This window comes from Cereibacter changlensis JA139, assembly GCF_003034985.1.
Taxonomy (GTDB): Bacteria; Pseudomonadota; Alphaproteobacteria; order Rhodobacterales; family Rhodobacteraceae; genus Cereibacter; species Cereibacter changlensis.
Window position 1 is genome coordinate 1 of the sequence record NZ_PZKG01000036.1, and the last position, 17,887, is coordinate 17,887.

18 protein-coding genes are annotated in these 17,887 nt (G+C 66.4%); 4 read left to right on the top strand and 14 right to left on the bottom strand.

The window, feature by feature from the left end:
• Window positions 1-220: 220 nt before the first annotated feature.
• The 3 genes from phaC (at window position 221) to phaR (ending at window position 3,319) form a co-directional block, all read left to right on the top strand.
• A complete protein-coding gene (gene phaC / locus C5F48_RS09995) occupies window positions 221-2,059 on the top strand; it encodes a class I poly(R)-hydroxyalkanoic acid synthase (protein WP_107663766.1) in 1,839 nt (612 codons plus the stop codon).
• Window positions 2,060-2,189: 130 nt separating this feature from the next.
• The gene (locus C5F48_RS10000; protein WP_107663767.1) at window positions 2,190-2,639 is read left to right on the top strand and encodes a phasin family protein; all 450 of its coding nucleotides are present in this window, start codon (window positions 2,190-2,192) and stop codon (window positions 2,637-2,639) included.
• A 122-nt stretch (window positions 2,640-2,761) separates the two neighbouring features.
• Window positions 2,762-3,319, top strand: a complete 558-nt coding sequence (gene phaR / locus C5F48_RS10005; protein WP_107663768.1) for a polyhydroxyalkanoate synthesis repressor PhaR — start codon at window positions 2,762-2,764, stop codon at window positions 3,317-3,319.
• A 54-nt stretch (window positions 3,320-3,373) separates the two neighbouring features.
• Here phaR and C5F48_RS10010 read toward each other — a convergent pair whose 3' ends face one another.
• The 14 genes from C5F48_RS10010 to C5F48_RS10075 all read right to left on the bottom strand — a co-directional run bounded on the left by C5F48_RS10010 (window position 3,374) and on the right by C5F48_RS10075 (window position 16,726).
• Entirely contained in the window at window positions 3,374-4,741 is a 1,368-nt protein-coding gene (locus C5F48_RS10010) for an aminotransferase (protein WP_107663769.1), read from the bottom strand.
• Between the two features lie 192 nt (window positions 4,742-4,933).
• Window positions 4,934-5,524 carry an FMN-dependent NADH-azoreductase gene (locus C5F48_RS10015; protein WP_107663770.1) on the bottom strand — a complete coding sequence of 197 codons (591 nt, stop codon included), beginning with the start codon at window positions 5,522-5,524 and terminating at the stop codon, window positions 4,934-4,936.
• Window positions 5,525-5,633: 109 nt separating this feature from the next.
• Complete coding sequence (locus tag C5F48_RS10020; protein WP_107663771.1) at window positions 5,634-6,935, bottom strand: NAD(P)/FAD-dependent oxidoreductase; 1,302 nt, start codon at window positions 6,933-6,935, stop codon at window positions 5,634-5,636.
• Window positions 6,932-8,287, bottom strand: a complete 1,356-nt coding sequence (locus C5F48_RS10025) for a glutamine synthetase family protein (RefSeq protein WP_107663772.1) — start codon at window positions 8,285-8,287, stop codon at window positions 6,932-6,934. Before C5F48_RS10025 ends, C5F48_RS10020 begins: the two co-directional genes overlap by 4 nt.
• 3 nt (window positions 8,288-8,290) lie before the next feature.
• Window positions 8,291-8,986 carry a type 1 glutamine amidotransferase gene (locus C5F48_RS10030; RefSeq protein ID WP_107663773.1) on the bottom strand — a complete coding sequence of 232 codons (696 nt, stop codon included), beginning with the start codon at window positions 8,984-8,986 and terminating at the stop codon, window positions 8,291-8,293.
• A 60-nt stretch (window positions 8,987-9,046) separates the two neighbouring features.
• Window positions 9,047-10,384, bottom strand: a complete 1,338-nt coding sequence (locus C5F48_RS10035) for a glutamine synthetase family protein (RefSeq protein ID WP_107663774.1) — start codon at window positions 10,382-10,384, stop codon at window positions 9,047-9,049.
• 4 nt (window positions 10,385-10,388) lie between these two features.
• On the bottom strand, window positions 10,389-11,216 hold the full coding sequence (locus C5F48_RS10040) for an ABC transporter permease (protein ID WP_107663775.1): 828 nt from the start codon (window positions 11,214-11,216) through the stop codon (window positions 10,389-10,391).
• A complete protein-coding gene (locus tag C5F48_RS10045) occupies window positions 11,213-12,094 on the bottom strand; it encodes an ABC transporter permease (RefSeq protein WP_107663776.1) in 882 nt (293 codons plus the stop codon). Before C5F48_RS10045 ends, C5F48_RS10040 begins: the two co-directional genes overlap by 4 nt.
• A 43-nt stretch (window positions 12,095-12,137) precedes the next feature.
• Complete coding sequence (locus C5F48_RS10050; RefSeq protein ID WP_107663777.1) at window positions 12,138-12,863, bottom strand: transporter substrate-binding domain-containing protein; 726 nt, start codon at window positions 12,861-12,863, stop codon at window positions 12,138-12,140.
• Window positions 12,864-12,896: 33 nt separating this feature from the next.
• Window positions 12,897-13,706, bottom strand: coding sequence for an ABC transporter ATP-binding protein (locus tag C5F48_RS10055; protein ID WP_107663778.1), 810 nt, complete (start codon window positions 13,704-13,706; stop codon window positions 12,897-12,899).
• A gap of 93 nt (window positions 13,707-13,799) precedes the next feature.
• Entirely contained in the window at window positions 13,800-14,570 is a 771-nt protein-coding gene (locus C5F48_RS10060) for a phosphate/phosphite/phosphonate ABC transporter substrate-binding protein (RefSeq protein ID WP_107663779.1), read from the bottom strand.
• Complete coding sequence (locus tag C5F48_RS10065) at window positions 14,567-15,007, bottom strand: tellurite resistance TerB family protein (protein WP_107663780.1); 441 nt, start codon at window positions 15,005-15,007, stop codon at window positions 14,567-14,569. Before C5F48_RS10065 ends, C5F48_RS10060 begins: the two co-directional genes overlap by 4 nt.
• Before the next feature lie 56 nt (window positions 15,008-15,063).
• Window positions 15,064-15,846, bottom strand: a complete 783-nt coding sequence (locus tag C5F48_RS10070; RefSeq protein ID WP_107663781.1) for a 23S rRNA (adenine(2030)-N(6))-methyltransferase RlmJ — start codon at window positions 15,844-15,846, stop codon at window positions 15,064-15,066.
• 76 nt (window positions 15,847-15,922) lie between these two features.
• Complete coding sequence (locus C5F48_RS10075; protein WP_107663782.1) at window positions 15,923-16,726, bottom strand: glycosyl transferase; 804 nt, start codon at window positions 16,724-16,726, stop codon at window positions 15,923-15,925.
• Between the two features lie 295 nt (window positions 16,727-17,021).
• Here C5F48_RS10075 and C5F48_RS10080 point away from each other — a divergent pair, with 295 nt between their 5' ends.
• The gene (locus C5F48_RS10080) at window positions 17,022-17,852 is read left to right on the top strand and encodes a MipA/OmpV family protein (RefSeq protein WP_107663783.1); all 831 of its coding nucleotides are present in this window, start codon (window positions 17,022-17,024) and stop codon (window positions 17,850-17,852) included.
• The last annotated feature ends 35 nt before the right edge of the window (window positions 17,853-17,887 follow it).

Genomic DNA, 17,887 nt, shown 5'->3' on the forward strand with positions numbered 1-17,887 from the left:
CGGGCTCATGGTCATCGCGAACATCGGATAGGAGGCCATCGCCCGCGCGGTCGCGCCCATCCACTCGTTGGTGTTGCGCGCGGTTTCCATAAGGTCGTAGGTTGCCATATACTTCATTGCGTCTCCTTGCCCGGTGGGGGCGGATTGAGAACCCGTCGCTTTTCCCCCTGAGTCTGGCGACACGATGCTGCAGAGCAGAATCTAGGGGGGAATTCGGCGCATGACAACTGAAGAGAATGGCGCAGGGCCATCGGCAGAGGCGCATCTGGAGCGGCTCAACGCCAATCTGATCAAGATCGACGCCCTTTCCAAGCGCCTCACCGCGGCATTGACCCGCCGGAAGGCGGCCGATCCGGCGCTGCACGGCCCCAGCAACGACGTGTTTCTCAAGGCGGCGACGGCCTATGTCGCCGAGATGATGCAGAACCCGGCGAAGATCCTCGAGCACCAGATCAGCTTCTGGGGCAAGAGCCTGAAGCATTATGTCGAGGCGCAACAGGCGCTTGTGAAGGGCGAACTGAAGGCCCCGCCGGACCCGACCCCGAAGGACCGGCGCTTTTCCAACCCCTTGTGGGAGACGCATCCCTTCTTCAACTACCTCAAGCAGCAATACCTGATGAACGCCGAGGCGGTGACCCAGGCGGTCTCGGGGCTGGAGAACATCGACCCGGTCGACAAGAAGCGGGTGGAGTATTTTTCGAAGCAAATCGTCGATATGTTTTCGCCGACGAACTTCCTCGGCACCAATCCCGACGCGCTGGAGCGCGCCGTGGCCACCGATGGCGAGAGCCTGGTGCAGGGGCTGGAGAATCTGGTCCGCGACATCGAGGCCAATTCCGGCGACCTCCTGGTGACGCTGGCCGATCGCGACGCCTTCCAGATCGGCCACAACATCGGCACGTCCGAAGGGGCGGTGGTCTACCGCAACCGGATGCTGGAGCTGATCCAGTATTCCCCCACCACCGAGACGGTGCACGAGACGCCGCTGCTGATCTTCCCGCCCTGGATCAACAAGTTCTACATCCTCGACATGAAGCCGCAGAACTCGCTGATCAAGTGGATCGTCGATCAGGGCTTCACGCTCTTCGTCGTCTCCTGGGTGAACCCGGATGCGAGCTATGCCGGTTTCGGCATGGACGACTACATCCGCGACGGCTACATGCGCGCCATCGCCGAGGTGCGGTCGATCACGAAACAGAAGCAGGTCAACGCGGTCGGCTACTGCATCGCCGGCACCACCCTGTCGCTGACGCTGGGCCATCTGGAGAAGGCGGGCGATCCATCGGTGAAGTCGGCCACGCTCTTCACCACGCTCACCGATTTCTCGGATCAGGGCGAGGTCGGGGTGTTCCTCAACGACGATTTCGTCGACGGGATCGAGCGGCAGGTCGCGGTGGACGGCATCCTCGACAAGACCTTCATGGCGCGGACCTTCAGCTACCTGCGCTCGAACGACCTGATCTATCAACCGGCGATCCGCAGCTACATGCTGGGGGAGTCGCCGCCCGCCTTCGATCTGCTGTTCTGGAACGGCGATGGCACAAACCTGCCGGCGAAGATGGCGGTGGAATATCTGCGCGGGCTTTGTCAGGAGGACCGGCTGGCGCAGGGCGGCTTTCCGGTGCTGGGCGGGCCGGTGACGCTGTCCGACATCAAGCTGCCGGTCTGCGCCATCGCCTGCGAGACCGACCACATCGCCGACTGGCGCAGCAGCTACAACGGGCTGCGGCAGTTCGGATCGACCGACAAGACCTTCATCCTGTCGCAGTCGGGCCATATCGCCGGCATCGTCAACCCGCCCTCGAAGGGCAAGTATGGCCACTATGTCAACGAGGCCCCGCTGACCACGCCGGAGGCGTTCCGCGAGGGCGCGAGCTTCGTGCAGGGCTCGTGGTGGCCGCGCTGGGGGGAGTGGCTGGCGGAACGCTCGGGCAAGCGGATCAAGGCGCGGGGCTTGGGTGATTCGAAGCATCCGGTGCTCGCGCCGGCCCCCGGCACCTATGTGCTGTCCGCGGCGCAGCGGGAGGCGTTGCGGCAATCGGTTGATGTTCCTGTCTAAAGCTCACGGCGGGTCCGGTCCATGGCGAAATGCTGCAGTGCAGAATAATACTTGATTTTCTGCACTGCAGCATTTATATCTTGGTCATCAGGAAACGCGGGCATGGAGCCCGATTGCAGGAGCAAGGCACATGACGAAGACCCCGGATCTCACCAAAGTCATGCAGGACATGATGGCCTCCTTCCCGGTCGACTCGAGCGCTTTCCAGAACGCGTTCAAGACCCAGGCCGCGATGACCGAGAAACTGTCGAAAGTGGCCCTCGAAGCCGCCGAGAAGTCGACCGAGATCACCTCGAAATGGGCCAAGGACACGATCGCCAAGTTCGGCGACATGTCGAAGGCCAAGACCGAGCCGACCGAATACACCAAGGCCGCGACCGACTTCGCCTCGGCCGCCGCCGAGATGGCCGCCGAGAACATGGCCGCCTTCGCCGAAGTGGCGAAGAAGGTGCAGATGGAAACCGTCGAGCTGATGCTGGCCGCCGGCAAGGACATGTCGGAAGACGCGACCGCCGCGGTGAAGAAGGCCACGACCGACGTGACCACGGCCGCGAAAAAAGTGACGACCCCGGCGCGCTGAAATACCAGAGCGTCCTGATCTTTCCTCCCGGAGCAGGATGCGGGGGCGGGCCAAAAGCCCGCCCTTTCTTTTTATGCCGCGCTGCCCTAACCTTTTCCGCAGGCGCATAAGAGGAACTGTCGATGTCCGAGACCGAGAAGCCGCTTCTGATCAAGCGTTACGCCAGCCGCCGTCTCTACAACACCGAGACCAGCGACTACGTCACGCTGGAAGACATCGCGGGTTTCATCCGGGCCGGTCGCGAGGTGCAGATCATCGACCTCAAGTCCGGCGATGACCTGACGCGGCAATATCTGCTGCAGATCGTGGCCGAGCACGAGAGCAAGGGCGACAACGTCCTGCCGTTGGGCGTGCTCACCGATCTGGTGCGCAGCTACACCACCGAGGTGCAATCGGTCGTGCCGCAATTCCTCGCCGCGTCCTTCGAGATGCTCCGGACCGGGCAGACCAAGATGATGGAGAACCTCACCTCCATCCCCAACCCGATGACGGCGATGCCGGGCTTCGAGGCGATGAGGAAGCAGCAGGAGGCCTTCATGAAGACGATGATGGCCATCCCCGGCTGGAGCGCCAACATGGGCTCGAAGGACGAAGGCCCGGTCGATCCGGCCAATACCGAGGAGCTGGCGCAGATCAAGAAGCAGCTGGCCGAGCTGCAGAAGAAACTCGCCAAGCTCTGACGGCATCGGCGGTCGGAAAGTCAGCGGGCGCCCGATGGGCGCCCGCTTTGTCGTTCAGGCGACTTCGGCGAAGACCTTCTTCAGCGCTTCGCCCAGCTTGTTGAACATCTCGTCCATCTGGCCTTCCGTCATGATGAACGGCGGGCAGAGCACGATGGCCTGACCCAGCGGACGGCAGATCAGCCCGTGATCGGTGCAGGTGTTGGCGATCCGCTCCGACACCGACAGCGTGCCGGGGAAGGGGGTCTTGGTGGCCTTGTCCTTCACCGCTTCCAAGGCGCCCATCAGGCCCTTGCCGCGCCATTCGCCGATGTTGGGGTTCTCCGCCAGATAGGACAGCCCGGCCTCGAACTTCGGCGTCAGGCTCTTCACGTTCTCGGCCAGACCCTCGTTCATCACAACGTCGATCGCCTTCAGCGCGATGGCGCAGCCGACCGGGTGACCCGAGGCGGTGAAGCCGTGCGGGAATTCCTCGATGGCTTCCGCCGCCGCCTGGATCCGGTCGGCGAGCTCCGGCCCGAGGATCACCGCGCCCATCGGGAAGAAGCCCGCAGTGATGTTCTTCGACGAGATGATCGCGTCGGGCATGAAGCCGTAGGTCTCGCAGCCCCAGGTGTTGCCGGTGCGCCCGAAGCCGGTGATGACCTCATCCGAGATCAGCGGGATGCCGTAGCGCTTCAGCACCGGCTGGATCGCCTGGAAATAGCCCTTGGACGGCGGGATCACCCCGCCCGCACCCATCACCGGCTCGGCGAAAAAGCCCGCGATGGTGTCGGGGCCTTCCTTGATGATCGTCGCTTCCAGCTCTGCGGCCATGCGGGCGGTGAACTGCTCCTCGCTCTCGCCGTCCTTGCCGAAGCGCCAGTAATGCGGGCAGCCGACATGGATGAAGCCCGGCAGCGGCAGGCCGAAGACCGAGTTGTAGGGCTTGCCGGTCATCGAGGCCGAGACCGCCGTCACGCCGTGATAGCTGTTGATCCGGGTGATGATCTTGCGGCGCTGCGGCTTGCCTTCGGCAAGGCCGAGGAACCACAGCATCTTGACCATCGTGTCGTTCGCTTCCGACCCCGAGTTGGTGTAGAACACCCGACCGCGGTCGAAGGGCGAGACCTCGACCAGCTTTTCCGACAGCATCACCGTCTGGTCCGACATCCGCCCGAAGAAGGCGTGATAGCCGGGGAACTTGTCATATTGCGCCTTGGCGGCTTCGGTCAGACCCGGATGGTCGAAGCCCGCCACCATGTTCCACAGACCCGAGTTGGCGTCGAGATAGCTGCGGCCATGCACGTCGTAAACGTAGGGCCCCTTGCCATGGGTCAGCACCACGGCGCCGCGCTGCTCGACGGAGGGCAGGTCGGTGAAGCCGTAGAGCGAATAGGTATCGGCGCGCGATTCCCACGAGTTCGGTGCGTCGTCACGCATGATAGAGATCCTCTTACGGTTACGGTTGTGCGCCACGCTATCCGGGCGGCCCGTCCGGTTCAACTCGGCTCGCGGGTCGCCCGGGCAGAATGCAGCATTGTCCGGCAGTTTGAAGGGCAGAAAGCCCCGCTCCGGGCGATCTGCCGGGAACGGGGCTCGGGAGAGATGCCGCCAGAGGCGGGCGGAAGCGGATCAGGCGGCCAGCGCGTCGATCTCGGCCTCGGCCTTGGCCATCGCGGCTTCCGGGCCGAAGACGATCTGGTCGGCGGCGACGAAATCGACATCGGTGATGCCGAAGAAGCCGAGGATCTGGCGCAGGTAGCCCGAGGCGTGGTCGAGCTCGGAGCCCATCTTGGTGCCGTCCGAGGTGAAGGCGACGATGGCGCGCTTGCCGGTCAGCAGGCCGATCGGGCCGTTCTCGGTATAGGTGAAGCTCTCGCCCTTGCGCGCGATGTTGTCGATCCAGGCCTTCAGATGCGCCGGGACGCCGAAGTTGTAGACCGGCAGGGCGATGACCAGCGTGTCGGCGGCCTTCACCTCGTCGAGCAGCTCGTCGGCGGTGGCGGCGATGGTCTGCTGGTCGCTGTCACGGGCTTCGGCGGGGGTGTAGACCGCGCCCAGCCAGGCGCCGTTGATGTGCGACAGGCCCTTGGACAGGTCGCGGGTGATGACCGTCGCCTCGGGATGGGCGGCGGTCAGCCGGGCGATGATCCGGTCGGTCAGCTTGCGGGAGACGGCGGCTTCGCCCTTGATGGAGCTTTCGAGGCGCAGGATGGTGGTCATGGGATACGTCCTTGGAATGAAGGTGTGGCCAAGGACATGACCTTTCGGAGGAGGCTTTACCACCCTCCGCCACGCAAGGCTGATGTGCAGCCTTGCGCAGAAGTGGGGCTCAGCGCCCCAGCCTGTCGCGCATCGAATACCAGGTCATCGCCAGCACCAGAAGCGGCCAGCGCAGCGCCGCCCCGCCCGGGAAGCGCGGCTGGGGCAGGCTGGCCATCAGGTCGAACCGCTCGGCCTGTCCGGCCACCGCCTCCGCCATAACCTTGCCCGCCATCGTCGCCATCGCCAGGCCATGCCCGGAATAGCCCGAGGCCGACAGCACGTTGGGCCGGGGCCGGGTGAAGCAGGGCAGGCGGTTCAGGGTGATCGCCAGCGTCCCGCCCCAGGCGTGGGTGATCTTCGTGCCTTTCAGCTGCGGATAGACCTGCAGCATCGGCTTCGAGACGGTCTTGATGATGTCGGGGAAGCGATAGCCATAGCTTTCGCCGCCGCCGAAGAGCAGGCGGTTGTCCTCGGAGAGCCGCCAGTAGTTCACCACGAACTTGGTGTCGGCCACCGCGATGGGCTGCGACAGGATCTCCTTGGCGCGCTCGCCCAGAGGCTCGGTCGCCACGATGAAATTGTTGATCGGCATGACCTTGGCCGCCACCTGCGGCTCCAGCCCGCCGAGATAGCCGTTGCAGGCGAGGATGACATGGCGCGCCCGTACATGGCCCTGATCGGTGTGCACGACCGGCTGCGGCCCGTCCTCGATCCGCGTCACGGCGCTTCGTTCATGCAACCGCACGCCGGCGCCGGCGCAGGCGGCGGCCAGCCCCAGCGCGAAGTTGAGCGGGTGCAGATGTCCGGCGCCGCGGTCGAGATCGCCACCCTTGTAGGCCTCCGACCCGATCAGCGCGCGGATCGCCTTGCGGTCCAGCACCTCGATCCCGGTATAGCCATAGTCCCGCGCCAGCTTTTCGGCATTGGCCTCGGCATGGGCCACCTCGCGCTCGTGCCAGCAGGCGTGGGCGATGCCGGGGTGGAAGGTGACGGGCATGGCGTGATCGGCGATCAATGCGCGGACGAGGGCCTTGGCCTCCTCCCCCAGATCCCAGAGCCGCCGCGCGTCCTCGCGCCCGGCGATCTGCTCCAGATCGTCCTGCTCCAGCCGCTGCCCCGATCCGACCTGCCCGCCATTGCGCCCGGAGGCGCCGAAGCCCATCCGGTGCGCCTCGAGCAGCACGACAGAGAAGCCACGCTGCGCCAGATGCAGCGCCGCCGACAGCCCGGTATAGCCGCCGCCCACCACGCAGACATCGGCTGCCGCCTCGCCCTGCAGGGGCGGGAAGGCGGCGAGCGGCGTGGCGGTCGCGGCATACCACGAGGCCGGGTATTCGCCGGGGCGGTCGTTGGCGTAGAGCAGGTTCATACGTTCAGCAACAGATGCTCGCGCTCCCACGGGCTGATGACCTGCAGGAACTCCTTGTATTCGTTGCGCTTCACCGAATCGTAGACCCGGCAGAACTCCGGCCCCAGCACGTCCTGCAGCGCGGTGTTCTCTTCCAGCAGGTCGAGCGCGTCGCCCAGATTGTACGGCAGATCGGTCTCGGACATGTAGGCGTCGCCGGTGCATTCCGGGCGGGGCGTCTTGCCCTCCTTCAGCCCCAGATAGCCGCAGGCCAGCGAGGCCGCGAGGCCGAGGTAGGGGTTGCAATCCATCCCCGCCAGCCGGTTCTCCAGCCGCCGCGCTTCCGGCCCCGAGATCGGGATGCGCAGCCCGGTCGTGCGGTTGTCGCGGCCCCATTCGAGGTTGATCGGCGCGGCGAAGTCGGGGACGTAGCGGCGGTAGCTGTTGACGTAGGGCGCCAGCAGCGCGATGGCGCCGGGCAGGTGGTTCTGCATCCCGGCGATGAAATGCAGGAAGGCCTCGGTCTCGCCGCCCTTCTTGTCCGAGAAGATGTTGCGGCCGGTCTTCGCATCCACCACCGAGTGATGGATATGCATGGCCGAGCCCGGCTCGCCCTCGATCGGCTTCGCCATGAAGGTGGCGAAACAGTCGTGCCGCAGCGCCGCCTCGCGGATCAGCCGCTTGAAGAAGAAGATCTCGTCCGCGAGCTTCACCGGGTCGCCATGCGCGAGGTTGATCTCCACCTGACCCGCGCCGCCCTCCTGCAGGATGCCGTCGATCTCGAAGCCCTGCGCTTCGGCGAAGTCGTAGATGTCGTCGATCACCTTGCCGTATTCATCGACCGCGCTCATCGAATAGGCCTGCTTGCCCGCTGCGCGCCGACCGGAGCGGCCCATCGGCGGCATGACCGGCATGTTGGGATCGAGGTTGCGCGCGGTGAGGAAGAACTCCATCTCCGGCGCGACGATCGGCTGCCAACCTTCGGCGTTGTAGAGCTCAACCACCCGGCGCAGCACGTTGCGCGGCGCGGTCGGCACCGGGCGGCCCTGCTGGTCTTCGGCGTCGTGGATCACCTGCAGCGTCACATCCGCCGTCCAGGGCGCGGCGGTGGCGGTGGAGAAATCCGGCACGAGGATCATGTCGGGCTCGGTGAAGGCGCCCGAGGGGTTGTCGGCCCATTCGCCGGTGATGGTCTGCAGGAAGATCGAGTTCGGCAGGAAGAAGCTGATCTGCCTGCCGAATTTCGAGGCAGGCATCGCCTTGCCCCGGGCGACGCCGGCAATGTCGGAGACGATACACTCCACCTCGTCGACACGGCGCCCCGCGATGTAGTCGCGGGCGGCTTCGGGCATCTTGCTGGTCCAGTCGGACATGGGTCACTCTCTGGGGTGTTGGGCGCGCGGGCGCTTGAAGAAATCGGCGATGCGGTCGGAGATGGTCGGCGCGTCGAGCTTCGTGCCGAGCCGGGCGGTCGCGGCCTCCATCCGGTCTTCCGGCACCACGCCCTTGCCGCGGGTCCGCATCAGCCCGTCGACGAACTCGTCGCGGAACTCGGGATGGGCCTGCACGGTGAAGGCGCGGTCGTCATAGACGAGGGCGGCGTTCTCGCAGAAGTCGTTGCGGGCGATGACGGTCGCGCTGTCTGGCAGTTCGGTCACCTGGTCCTGGTGCCAGGCGTTCAGCGTCAGCGTCTCGCCGTCGAAGTCGTAGTCGGTCGGGCCGACCGACCATCCGCCCTTGTATTTCTCGACCTTGCCGCCAAGCGCCTGGGCGATGATCTGGTGACCGAAGCAGATCCCCACCATCGGCACATGCGCCGCATAGGCGCGGCGGATGAACGCCTCCAGCGGCGGGATGAAGGGGTGATCCTCGTAGGCGCCGTGGCGCGAGCCGGTCAGGAGCCAGCCGTCGCAGTCCTGCACGTCGGCGGGAAACTCCATGTCGACCACGCGGTAGGTGCGGAAGGTGAAGCCATGCCCGTCGAGCAGACGGGCGAACATGTCGGGATAATCGCCCATCTCGCCCGACAGGTTGTCGGGCGCGAGGCCGGTTTGCAGGATGCCGATCAGCATGAAATGTCCGTTTGGGTTTGGCCGAGAGCCTACCCCCACAAAGCGGGGGCGGGCAAGAGGTCAGACGGTGTCGAGATAGAGCTCGACCTGCTCTTCCGGGCTCAGCTCCGCAATGTAATGCGCTTCCTGACGCTTGGTCAGCACATAGTTGCGGATCAGCTCGCGCGGCAGGATGCGCGGCAGCACGGCGGAATTCTCGAAGGCCCCGATCGCGTCGTCCCAGGTCGCCGGGATATGCGGCAGGTTTTCCAGCGCATAGGCGTTGCCCATCACCGCGGCGGGCGGCTCGTCGCCATCCTCGATGCCGGTCAGCGCGGCGCCCAGGATGGTGGCGAGCAGGAGATAGGGGTTCACGTCGCCGCCTGCCACGCGATGCTCGATCCGCCGCGCCTGCGGATTGCCCGCCGGGATGCGCACCGCCGAGGTGCGGTTCTCGTAGCCCCAGGAGATCGCCGTCGGCGCATGCATCCCCGGCACCAGCCGCTCGTAGCTGTTGGCATGGGGTGCGAAGACCAGCGTCGAGTCGTGCATCGCGTTCAGGCAACCCGCCACCGCATGCCGCATCGCCGCCGTGCCCTTGGGCCCGCCCGAGTCGAAGATGTTGTCGCCCTTGGCATCCAGCACCGAGAAATGCACATGCAGCCCCGAGCCGGAATATTCCGGATAGGGCTTGGCCATGAAGCTCGCTGCGAAGCCGTGGCGGCGGGCGAGGCCCTTGACCAGCATCTTGAACAGCCAGGCATCGTCGGCGGCGCGCAGCGCGTCGTCGCAATGCATCAGGTTCACCTCGAACTGGCCGAGGCCGGTCTCGGAGGTGGAGGTGTCGGCCGGAATGTCCATCGCCTCGCAGGCGTCGTAGAGATCGGTGAAGAACGTATCGAAAGCGTCGAGCGCCCGGATCGACAGCGTCTCCGACGCCTTGCGCCGCTTGCCCGAGCGGGGGGAGGGCGGCACCTGCAGCGTCTTGCCGCTGTCGTCGATCAGGAAGAACTCCAGCTCCACCGCGCAGACCGGTGTCAGGCCGCGGTCCTTGTAGCGCTGCACCACGGCGCGCAGCGCGTGGCGCGGATCGCCGTCATAGGGTCGGCCATCCTCGCGGAACATCCAGATCGGCAGCAGCGCCGTCGGCGCCTCGAGCCAGGGCATCGGCATGAAGCCGCGCTCGGTCGGCTTCAGGATGCCGTCGGCATCGCCTTCCTCGAAGACCAGCGGGCTGTTGTCGATATCCTCGCCCCAGATGTCGAGGTTCAGCACCGAGAAGGGAAAACGCGTGCCCTCCTTCACCACCTTGTCGGCAAAGCGCGCGGGGATGCGCTTGCCGCGGGCCTGACCGTTCAGATCTGCGGCCGCCACACGGATGGTGCGCACCTCGGGATGCTTTCTCAGCCAGTCTTTCATACTCTCACCTGATGATCTGCGGTCGCAGCCTGATGCGCGACCTTGTGTTTGCCGGCAGATGCCGGTTGAGCCGTGTGTTCACGACCCCGAACAGCCAGATGACCAGAAGTGTCAGACAGATGAAGTAGAAGGCCACGATGGGATAAGGCACGAAGGGGTTGAACGTCTTGTCGGCGAAGTAGTTCGCATAGTAGAGTGCATCGCCCCGCTGCTGGAAGGCCGGAAATCCGGAAAAGAACACCAGCGTGGTGGCGTGGAACAGGAAGATCGCCTCGTTGGTATAGGCGGGCCAGGCGAGGCGCAGCATAGTCGGCCATTGCACCCGGCGGAACTTGGCCCAGCCCGATAGGCCATAGGCGTCGGCGGCCTCCAGATCACCCTTGGGGATGGAACGCAAGGCGCCGTAGAAGATCTCGGCCGAATAGGCGGCGGTGTTGAGGAAGAGCACGATGAGTGCCCCCGCCCAGGCCTTCGTCAGCCACGAGGTCTCGACCGTGAGGCCCCAGAGCACGATGCCCGCGCGCGGCAGCATCACCAGCGCCTCGTAGGCGAGGAAGAACTGGATGAAGAGCGGCGAGCCGCGGAAGACGAAGATGAACCATTCGGCGGGCTTGCGCAGCCAGGCGTGGCGGCTGGCCTTGGCCATCGCCAGCGCATTGGCGAAGAAGAACCCCGCCACCAGCGACAGAAGCCCGAAGTAGATGTTCCAGATCATCCCCGAACCGATCAGGGTGAACTGCTGACACAGGGTGAAATCGCTGCGCGGCAGCAGCCGCTCGCCATGGCCGAGGCTGCGGAAGGCGTATTGGCCGATCGTTTCCCAGCAGCTCATGCGGCGGCCTTCCGTTGCGCTTCACCCGCGGCGGTGGCCTGACCGAAGCTCAGCCGCTGCGCCACGCGGGCCAGCACGATCTCGGAGACGCGGGTCATGCAGAGGTAGAAGACCAGCAGCACGAGGAAGTAGTAGAGCCGCCAGTCGGGATGGGGGAAGGCATAGGCCGAGGTCTTGGCCCCGCCAAGCTCGCGCGCCCAATAGACGATGTCCTGCACGCCGAGCAGGAACAGAAGCGGCGTCGCCTTGATGAGGATCATCCACAGGTTCGACAGACCGGGCAGGGCATAGACCCACATCTGCGGCACCAGGATGCGGCGGAACACCTGGCGCGGTGTCATGCCGTAGCTCTCGGCGGTCTCGAGCTGCGCCCGCGGCACGGCCTGCATGGCGCCTAGCAGCACATTGGCGGCGAAGGCGCCGAAGACCAGCGCGAAGGTGACGACGGCGAGGGCGAAGCCGTAAATCTGGTGGACGACCTGCGGCGCGTGGCCCGGCGGCACCTTGGCCTCGGGGCAGACGCGGAACTCCAGCCCCTGACGCACCGGCTCGGTCCAGTCGGGGCAGCGGATCTGGTGGGTGAGCCACTCGATGCCCTGATCAAGGGCGATGACGAAGAACAGGAAGAAGACGATGTCGGGGATGCCGCGCACCATGGCGGTATAGCCGCGCCCGATCAGGCTGACCGGCGCCAGCGACGAGCGCGAGGCCATCGCCCCGACGAAGCCGAAGGCCAGCGCCGTGGGCGCGGTGACCGCCAGCAGGGTCAGCACGGTGAGGAAGGACCAATAGAAGGCGATCTGCTTGCCTGTGACCAGATAGCACAGCAGCCAGCTCAAGCCTTCGAGGGTCGCCGGATCGGCGCAGCTTGTGAACATGGTGTCTGGGCGTCGGGGCCCTGCGGTCCCGACGCCCGCTCCTTCAGAAGGTCTGGGCTTCGGGGCCGAACCACTTGGTGATCAGCGTGTTCAGCGTGCCGTCATCCTTCATGGTCTGGATCGCCGCGTCGAACTTGGCCCGCAGCTCGGTGTCGCTCTCGCGCATGCCGATGCCGATGCCGCCGCCGAGCTGGACGTCCTCGCCGGCCCAGGAGAATTCACCGTTGGATTCATCGACGATCGGCACGAGGTAGTCCTTGTCGGCGAAGACCGCGTCGGCCTCGCCGTTGCGCACCGCGGCGACGCTTTCATCCGGCGTGGCGAATTCCAGCACGGTCGCGCCCGATTCAGCGACATGCGCCGCCTGGATGGTGCCGACCTGCGCCGAGACGACGCCCGATTTCACATCCGCATCCGCGGTCAGCGCGGCATAGGCCGAGACCGCCGGCGGGAAGTAGTTCTGGGTGAAGTCCAGCACCTTGTCGCGCTCTTCGGTGATGCTCATCCCCGCGATGATCGTGTCGTAGTTGCCGGACTGCAGGTTGGGGATGATGCTGTCCCAGTCGGTGGTGACCCACTCGCAGGTGAGCTCGGCCCGCTTGCACAGCTCGTCGCCGACCTCACGCTCGAACCCGTCGACCTCGCCGGCGTCATTGATGAAGTTGTAGGGAGGGTAGGCGCCCTCGGTGCCCATGCGCACGGTCTGCTGGGCGAAGGCGCCGCCCGCGGTCAGCGCGAGAAGGGCGGTGGTCAGGATCAGCTTGGTCATAGGGTACTCCCGGTTGGCTTTTTTGGGTGGTTGTCAGGCGGTGGCGGAGAGGAACTGCCGCAGGCGGTCGGTCTTCGGCGAGCCGAACAGCACGTCCGGCGGGCCCTCTTCCTCGATCCTGCCCTGATGCAGGAAGACGACGTGGTCCGACACGTCGGCGGCAAGGCGCATGTCATGGGTGACCAGCAGCATGGTGCGGCCTTCCTCGGCCAGCGCCTTGATGACGCGCACCACCTCCTGCTCCAGCTCGGGGTCGAGCGCCGAGGTCGGCTCGTCGAACAGGAGAGCGCGCGGCTCCATGCAGAGCGCGCGGGCGATGGCCGCGCGCTGCTGCTGGCCGCCCGAGAGCATGGCCGGATAGGCGTCGCATTTCTCGCCGATGCCGACCTTGTCGAGATACTTGCGGGCCGCGGCCTCCACCTCGTCGCGCGGGCGGCCGAGCACGGTGACCGGCGCCTCCATCACGTTCTGCAGGATGGTCATGTGGGACCAGAGGTTGAACTGCTGGAACACCATCGACAGATTGGTGCGGATCCGGATCACCTGGGCGCGGTCGGCGGGGTGGCGGTTGAGGCCTTCGCCCTTCCAGCGCACGCTTTCGCCCTCGAACAGGATGTCGCCCTCTTGGCTGTCCTCCAGCAGGTTGCAGCAGCGCAGCAGCGTCGACTTGCCCGACCCGGAGGAGCCGATCAGCGACACGACATGGCCCCGGGGCGCCGCCATGTCGACTCCCTTCAACACCTCAAGGCTGCCATAGCTTTTGTGGAGGTTGCGGATTTCGATGACGGGGGCAGCGACGGGGGGGGCGGTCGTCCGGCTGTCTGGGCTTGGTCGGGCGGTCACGGTTACTCGCTTGTTCCTTGGTCACAGCTCGGAGTAGGGCGCAATTCGGGCGCCAATGCAACGGGCATTCTGGTGGTCACAGGGGGCAGTTGCTCAATTGATGGGCGGTTCCGGCGCAACCGCCGCCGGGTTGGGCACGGCGAGATAGGTTTCGGGCGAGATGCGCACCAGCCCCCGCAGCCCGAGCGCATCGCGGTCCTCCGGCGACAGCGCCTCGATCGCCGCTTCGGCGGCGGCGAAGACCACATCGGCCGAGCGGGCGGCGGCGGTGATGAACGGCAGGCCCGGCGTCGGCTCGGTGTGCGCGATCACCCGCAGCCCGGCCATTTCCGGCTCCCAGCGGCCCAGCATCCGCCAGGTAACGGCGTCCAGCGCCGCCAGATCGGCCGCGCCCTCCAGCACGGCATGGGCAGACTGCCGGTGCCCGCCGCTGCACAGGCTGGCGGGCAGCGAGATCCCCAACCCTTCGGCATGGACCTGCGGCGCCGCCCAACCGGATTGCGACAGCCCGTCGTTATAGGCGAAACGCGCGCCGTCGAAGGCCTGCAACCCCTCGCGCGGATCGTCCCGCCGCGCCACGAAGACCGAGTGGTAATGGCCGGGCGGGCAGCCCTCGAGCCCGTAGTCGGGGGTTCCGACCAGCGTGACATGGTGGTGGAGCTTGGCGCGATAGGGAAAGCCGCAGGTCTGCGAGAAGACCAGATCCGGCGAGAGCCAGTGCGGCATCATCTCGGGCAGGTCGCGGTTCAGCGCTTCGGGGGCGTCGATCCCGGCCTGGCGCAGGCGGTCGCGGATGCCGGCCCAGAGCCGGTCATTGGCCGCCGCCGTCTCGGCCCGGTCGTACATCGGCAGGGAGGCGGTCACTCCCGCCGCTCCGCCCGCTGTCGCGCCAAGGCCGACTCCTGATCGGTGAGCCCCAGCAGGTTCGACACCAGCCGCAGCACCTGATCCTCCTCGTCGTCGCGCCCGCCATCGGCCAGCGCCACGGCCCAGAGCGCCTGCATCACCGAGGCGCGGTCGTCCACCGCCACCGCGTCCTTCAGGGCGCGGGTGAAGCGGACGGTGTCGGGGGCCTCGGCCTCGAAGGCCTCGGCCTCGCGCCGCAGTTTCGCCGCCTCGAAGGGCGACAGGCCGTGCCGCGCGATCAGCACCTTGTCGATGCGGTCGATCTCGGCCTCGGCATAATGGCCGTCGGCCCGCGCGATCCGCACGAGCAGCGCCGCAAGGGCAAGATCCGCCTCGGGTTCGGGCAGACGGTTGGGGGCGGGCGCCGTGAGGCGGCGGATCAATGCGTCGAACATCCGCCTTATATAGGTCGGTCGCGCGCGCCTGCCAACGGGGATCGTCTTTCCGGCGATCAGCGCGACAAGCCGTTGAAGATGCGCGTCAATTCCTTCGCTTCGGCCTCCGTGCCCCAGGGCGCGTTGACGATGAACATGCCCGAGCCCACCAGCCCGTGCCCATCGCGCACCGGGGGGAAGCGGACCTCGTGGCGCAGGGCTTCGGGGAACTGCTGCTCCAGCGCTTCCAGCATCGCGCGATGCGGGGCATTGGGGAGCAGCGGATACCAGAGCGCGATGACGCCCACATTCCACTTGCGGTTCAGCGCAGCCATGTGCTTGGGAATGTTGGTGTAATCGGCCTTCACCTCGAAGCTCGGGTCGATCAGCATCAGCCCCCGGCGCGGGGTGGGGGGCGTCAGGGCAAGGGCCTGCTGGAAGCCGTCCGCCTGATGGATATGCGCGCCCCAGGGCAGCAGGTTGCGCGTCAGCATCTGGTGTTCCTGAGGATGCAGCTCCGCCAGATGCAGCGTGTCGGTCTCGCGCAGCGACAGGGCTGCGAGGAGCGGCGAGCCGGGATAGGCCTCGGGCCCATGCTGGGCGCGGACTTCGGATAGGCGCCGCCGGTAGGGGTGATCCTTGGCAAAGGCCTGTTCCAGAACGGAAATCCCCTGCGCCGCCTCGCCGGTCTTCACCGCTTCGGGCGCGGCCAGATCGTAGAGCCCGCGACCGGCATGGGTCTCGATATAGCTGACCGGCTTGTCCTTCTGCGTCAGGTAATCGAGCATGACGCAGAGCAGCGCATGCTTGTGGACATCCGCGAGATTGCCCGCGTGGTAGAGATGTTGATAGGAGAGCATCCGCCCCGTTCTCCGTTAGATCGACGATGCACGACCGATGCACGGCGCATGCACGGCCCGTGCAGCCGTCGCCGCCTCATTCATGCCAGACATCCTCGACCCATTTGGTCGGCTTGATGTAGTGCCGCAGGTAGCGCCAGCGCGAGCCGTCCTCGTGCCGCTCGGTCACGCCGCGCAGATGCTGACCCAAACTCCATCCCTCGCGCCCGGCCCAGCCGCCGCGGATCGCGTGTTCCGGCAGTACGCCGCCGGGGAAGATGACGATCTTGGTGCCTTCGGGCAACCGAGGCTCCAGCGCCAGATTCAGCGGGAAGGTCGGCATGCACTGGTAGCGGAAATGCTGCACCCAGCGGTGCGGAAACAGCTCCACCCCGCCCGGCGCGTTGCGGGTGACGAAGCGCTGCTCGTAGCGGTATTCGTCGGCCACCGCCTGCGGATCGGCGAGGAAGCGTTCCTGCAGGGGGTAAAGCTTGCCGACCGGAAAGCGGAAGACCGAGGTCTGGCCGACCCGCTCGAAGGGCTTGGCCGGGTTGCGGGCGAGGATCACCTGATCGGGATCACCGTAGCTGAAGAACTCGTCCAGATTTCCGGTGATCACCAGATCGAGGTCGAGAAACAGCACCGGCCCGGTCAGCGTGCCAAGCGTCTTGCTCCAGAGCCGGGCCTTGGGCCATTTGCCCTTGGTGTTCTTCGGCATCACGAAATCGAGCGGCGGCAGCGGCTGGCAATCGACCTCGGGCCGCACGCCCTGATCACTGTCGGTAAAACAGGTGAAGGAGAAGGGCGGCGTGATGTTGCGCGCCACCATGGCATAGAGCCGGTTGATGAAGCGCGGCCCGTAGCGCGTACCCCAGTTGATGCAGATGATCTGCTTTTTCATGCGCAGGCTCCTTCGGTCGGGCAGGGGTAGCACGAGCCGGCGGCGCGGGGAAAGGGGGAGGAGGGGCCGACCGCCGTCGGACCTTGCGCCGGAAGCTGCGCGCCTTCCGTTGCGCCAGGGTGGGGTGGAACCCCGTCCTACGGGGCGTTGCGTGACCTATTGGCCGCGGGCCGCCGATCATGCGAAACAATGCGGGCCGATCCCTTGATTACCGGGGGTTTCCGCGTACCTTCTTCGCACGGGCGCCACGCTTGAGCGCGGGTCCGTGGCATTGTCGACGAACGGAAGGACTTCCATGCAACGCTTGATCCTCGCTCCCCTCTGCACGGCGGCGCTAGCGCTGGGCACGGCGGCCTTCGCAGGCGGCCCGACCCCCGTTGCGGAAGAGCCCGTCGTCGCGGCCCCAATCGCCGTTCCGGCGCCGGCGCGCAACGGCCTCGCCTTCACCCTGCGCGGCGGTGCGGCGATGGGACCGGCCTATTTCGGCTCCGACGATTACGAGGCGCGGCCCGACCTCGCCTTCTCGCTGAACGCCCTGCGGCTGGGCGGCTTCGCGCTGGGCTCGAACGACCCGGCGGCGCTGCGCGAGGGCTTCGGCCTGCGCGGCTCGCTGCGCTACATCGGCGAGCGTTCCTCGGACGATCATGACGAGCTGACCGGGCTCGAGGATGTCGAGCGGGCGCTGGAGCTGGGGCTCGGCATGTCCTACACGGCGCGCAACTACGAGCTCTTCGCCGACATGCGCTATGGCGTTGTCGGGCACGAGTCGCTGGTGGGCGAATTGGGCGGCAACCTGATCTTCCGCCCGAGCGACCGGCTGACACTGAGCGGCGGCCCGCGGCTGCAGCTGGGCAGCAGCAAGTTCGCCGATACCTATTTCGGGGTGAGCGCGGCCGAGCCCGTGGCCAGCGGCGGCGACCTGAGCGCCTTCGACGCCGGCGGCGGCCTGCTGGGCGCCGGGATCGAGGTCGAGGCGAATTATGCGCTGAACGACAGTTGGGGCATCGAGGCGGCGGCCAGCTGGACCCGGCTGCAGAACGACGCGGCCGACAGCCCGATCACCCAGGACGAGGACCAGTACGGAGTCCGCATCGGCCTGACCCGCCGGGTGACCTTCGGGTTCTGACGGGGTTTTATGGGGTTGTGAGCGCGGTCGGCAGC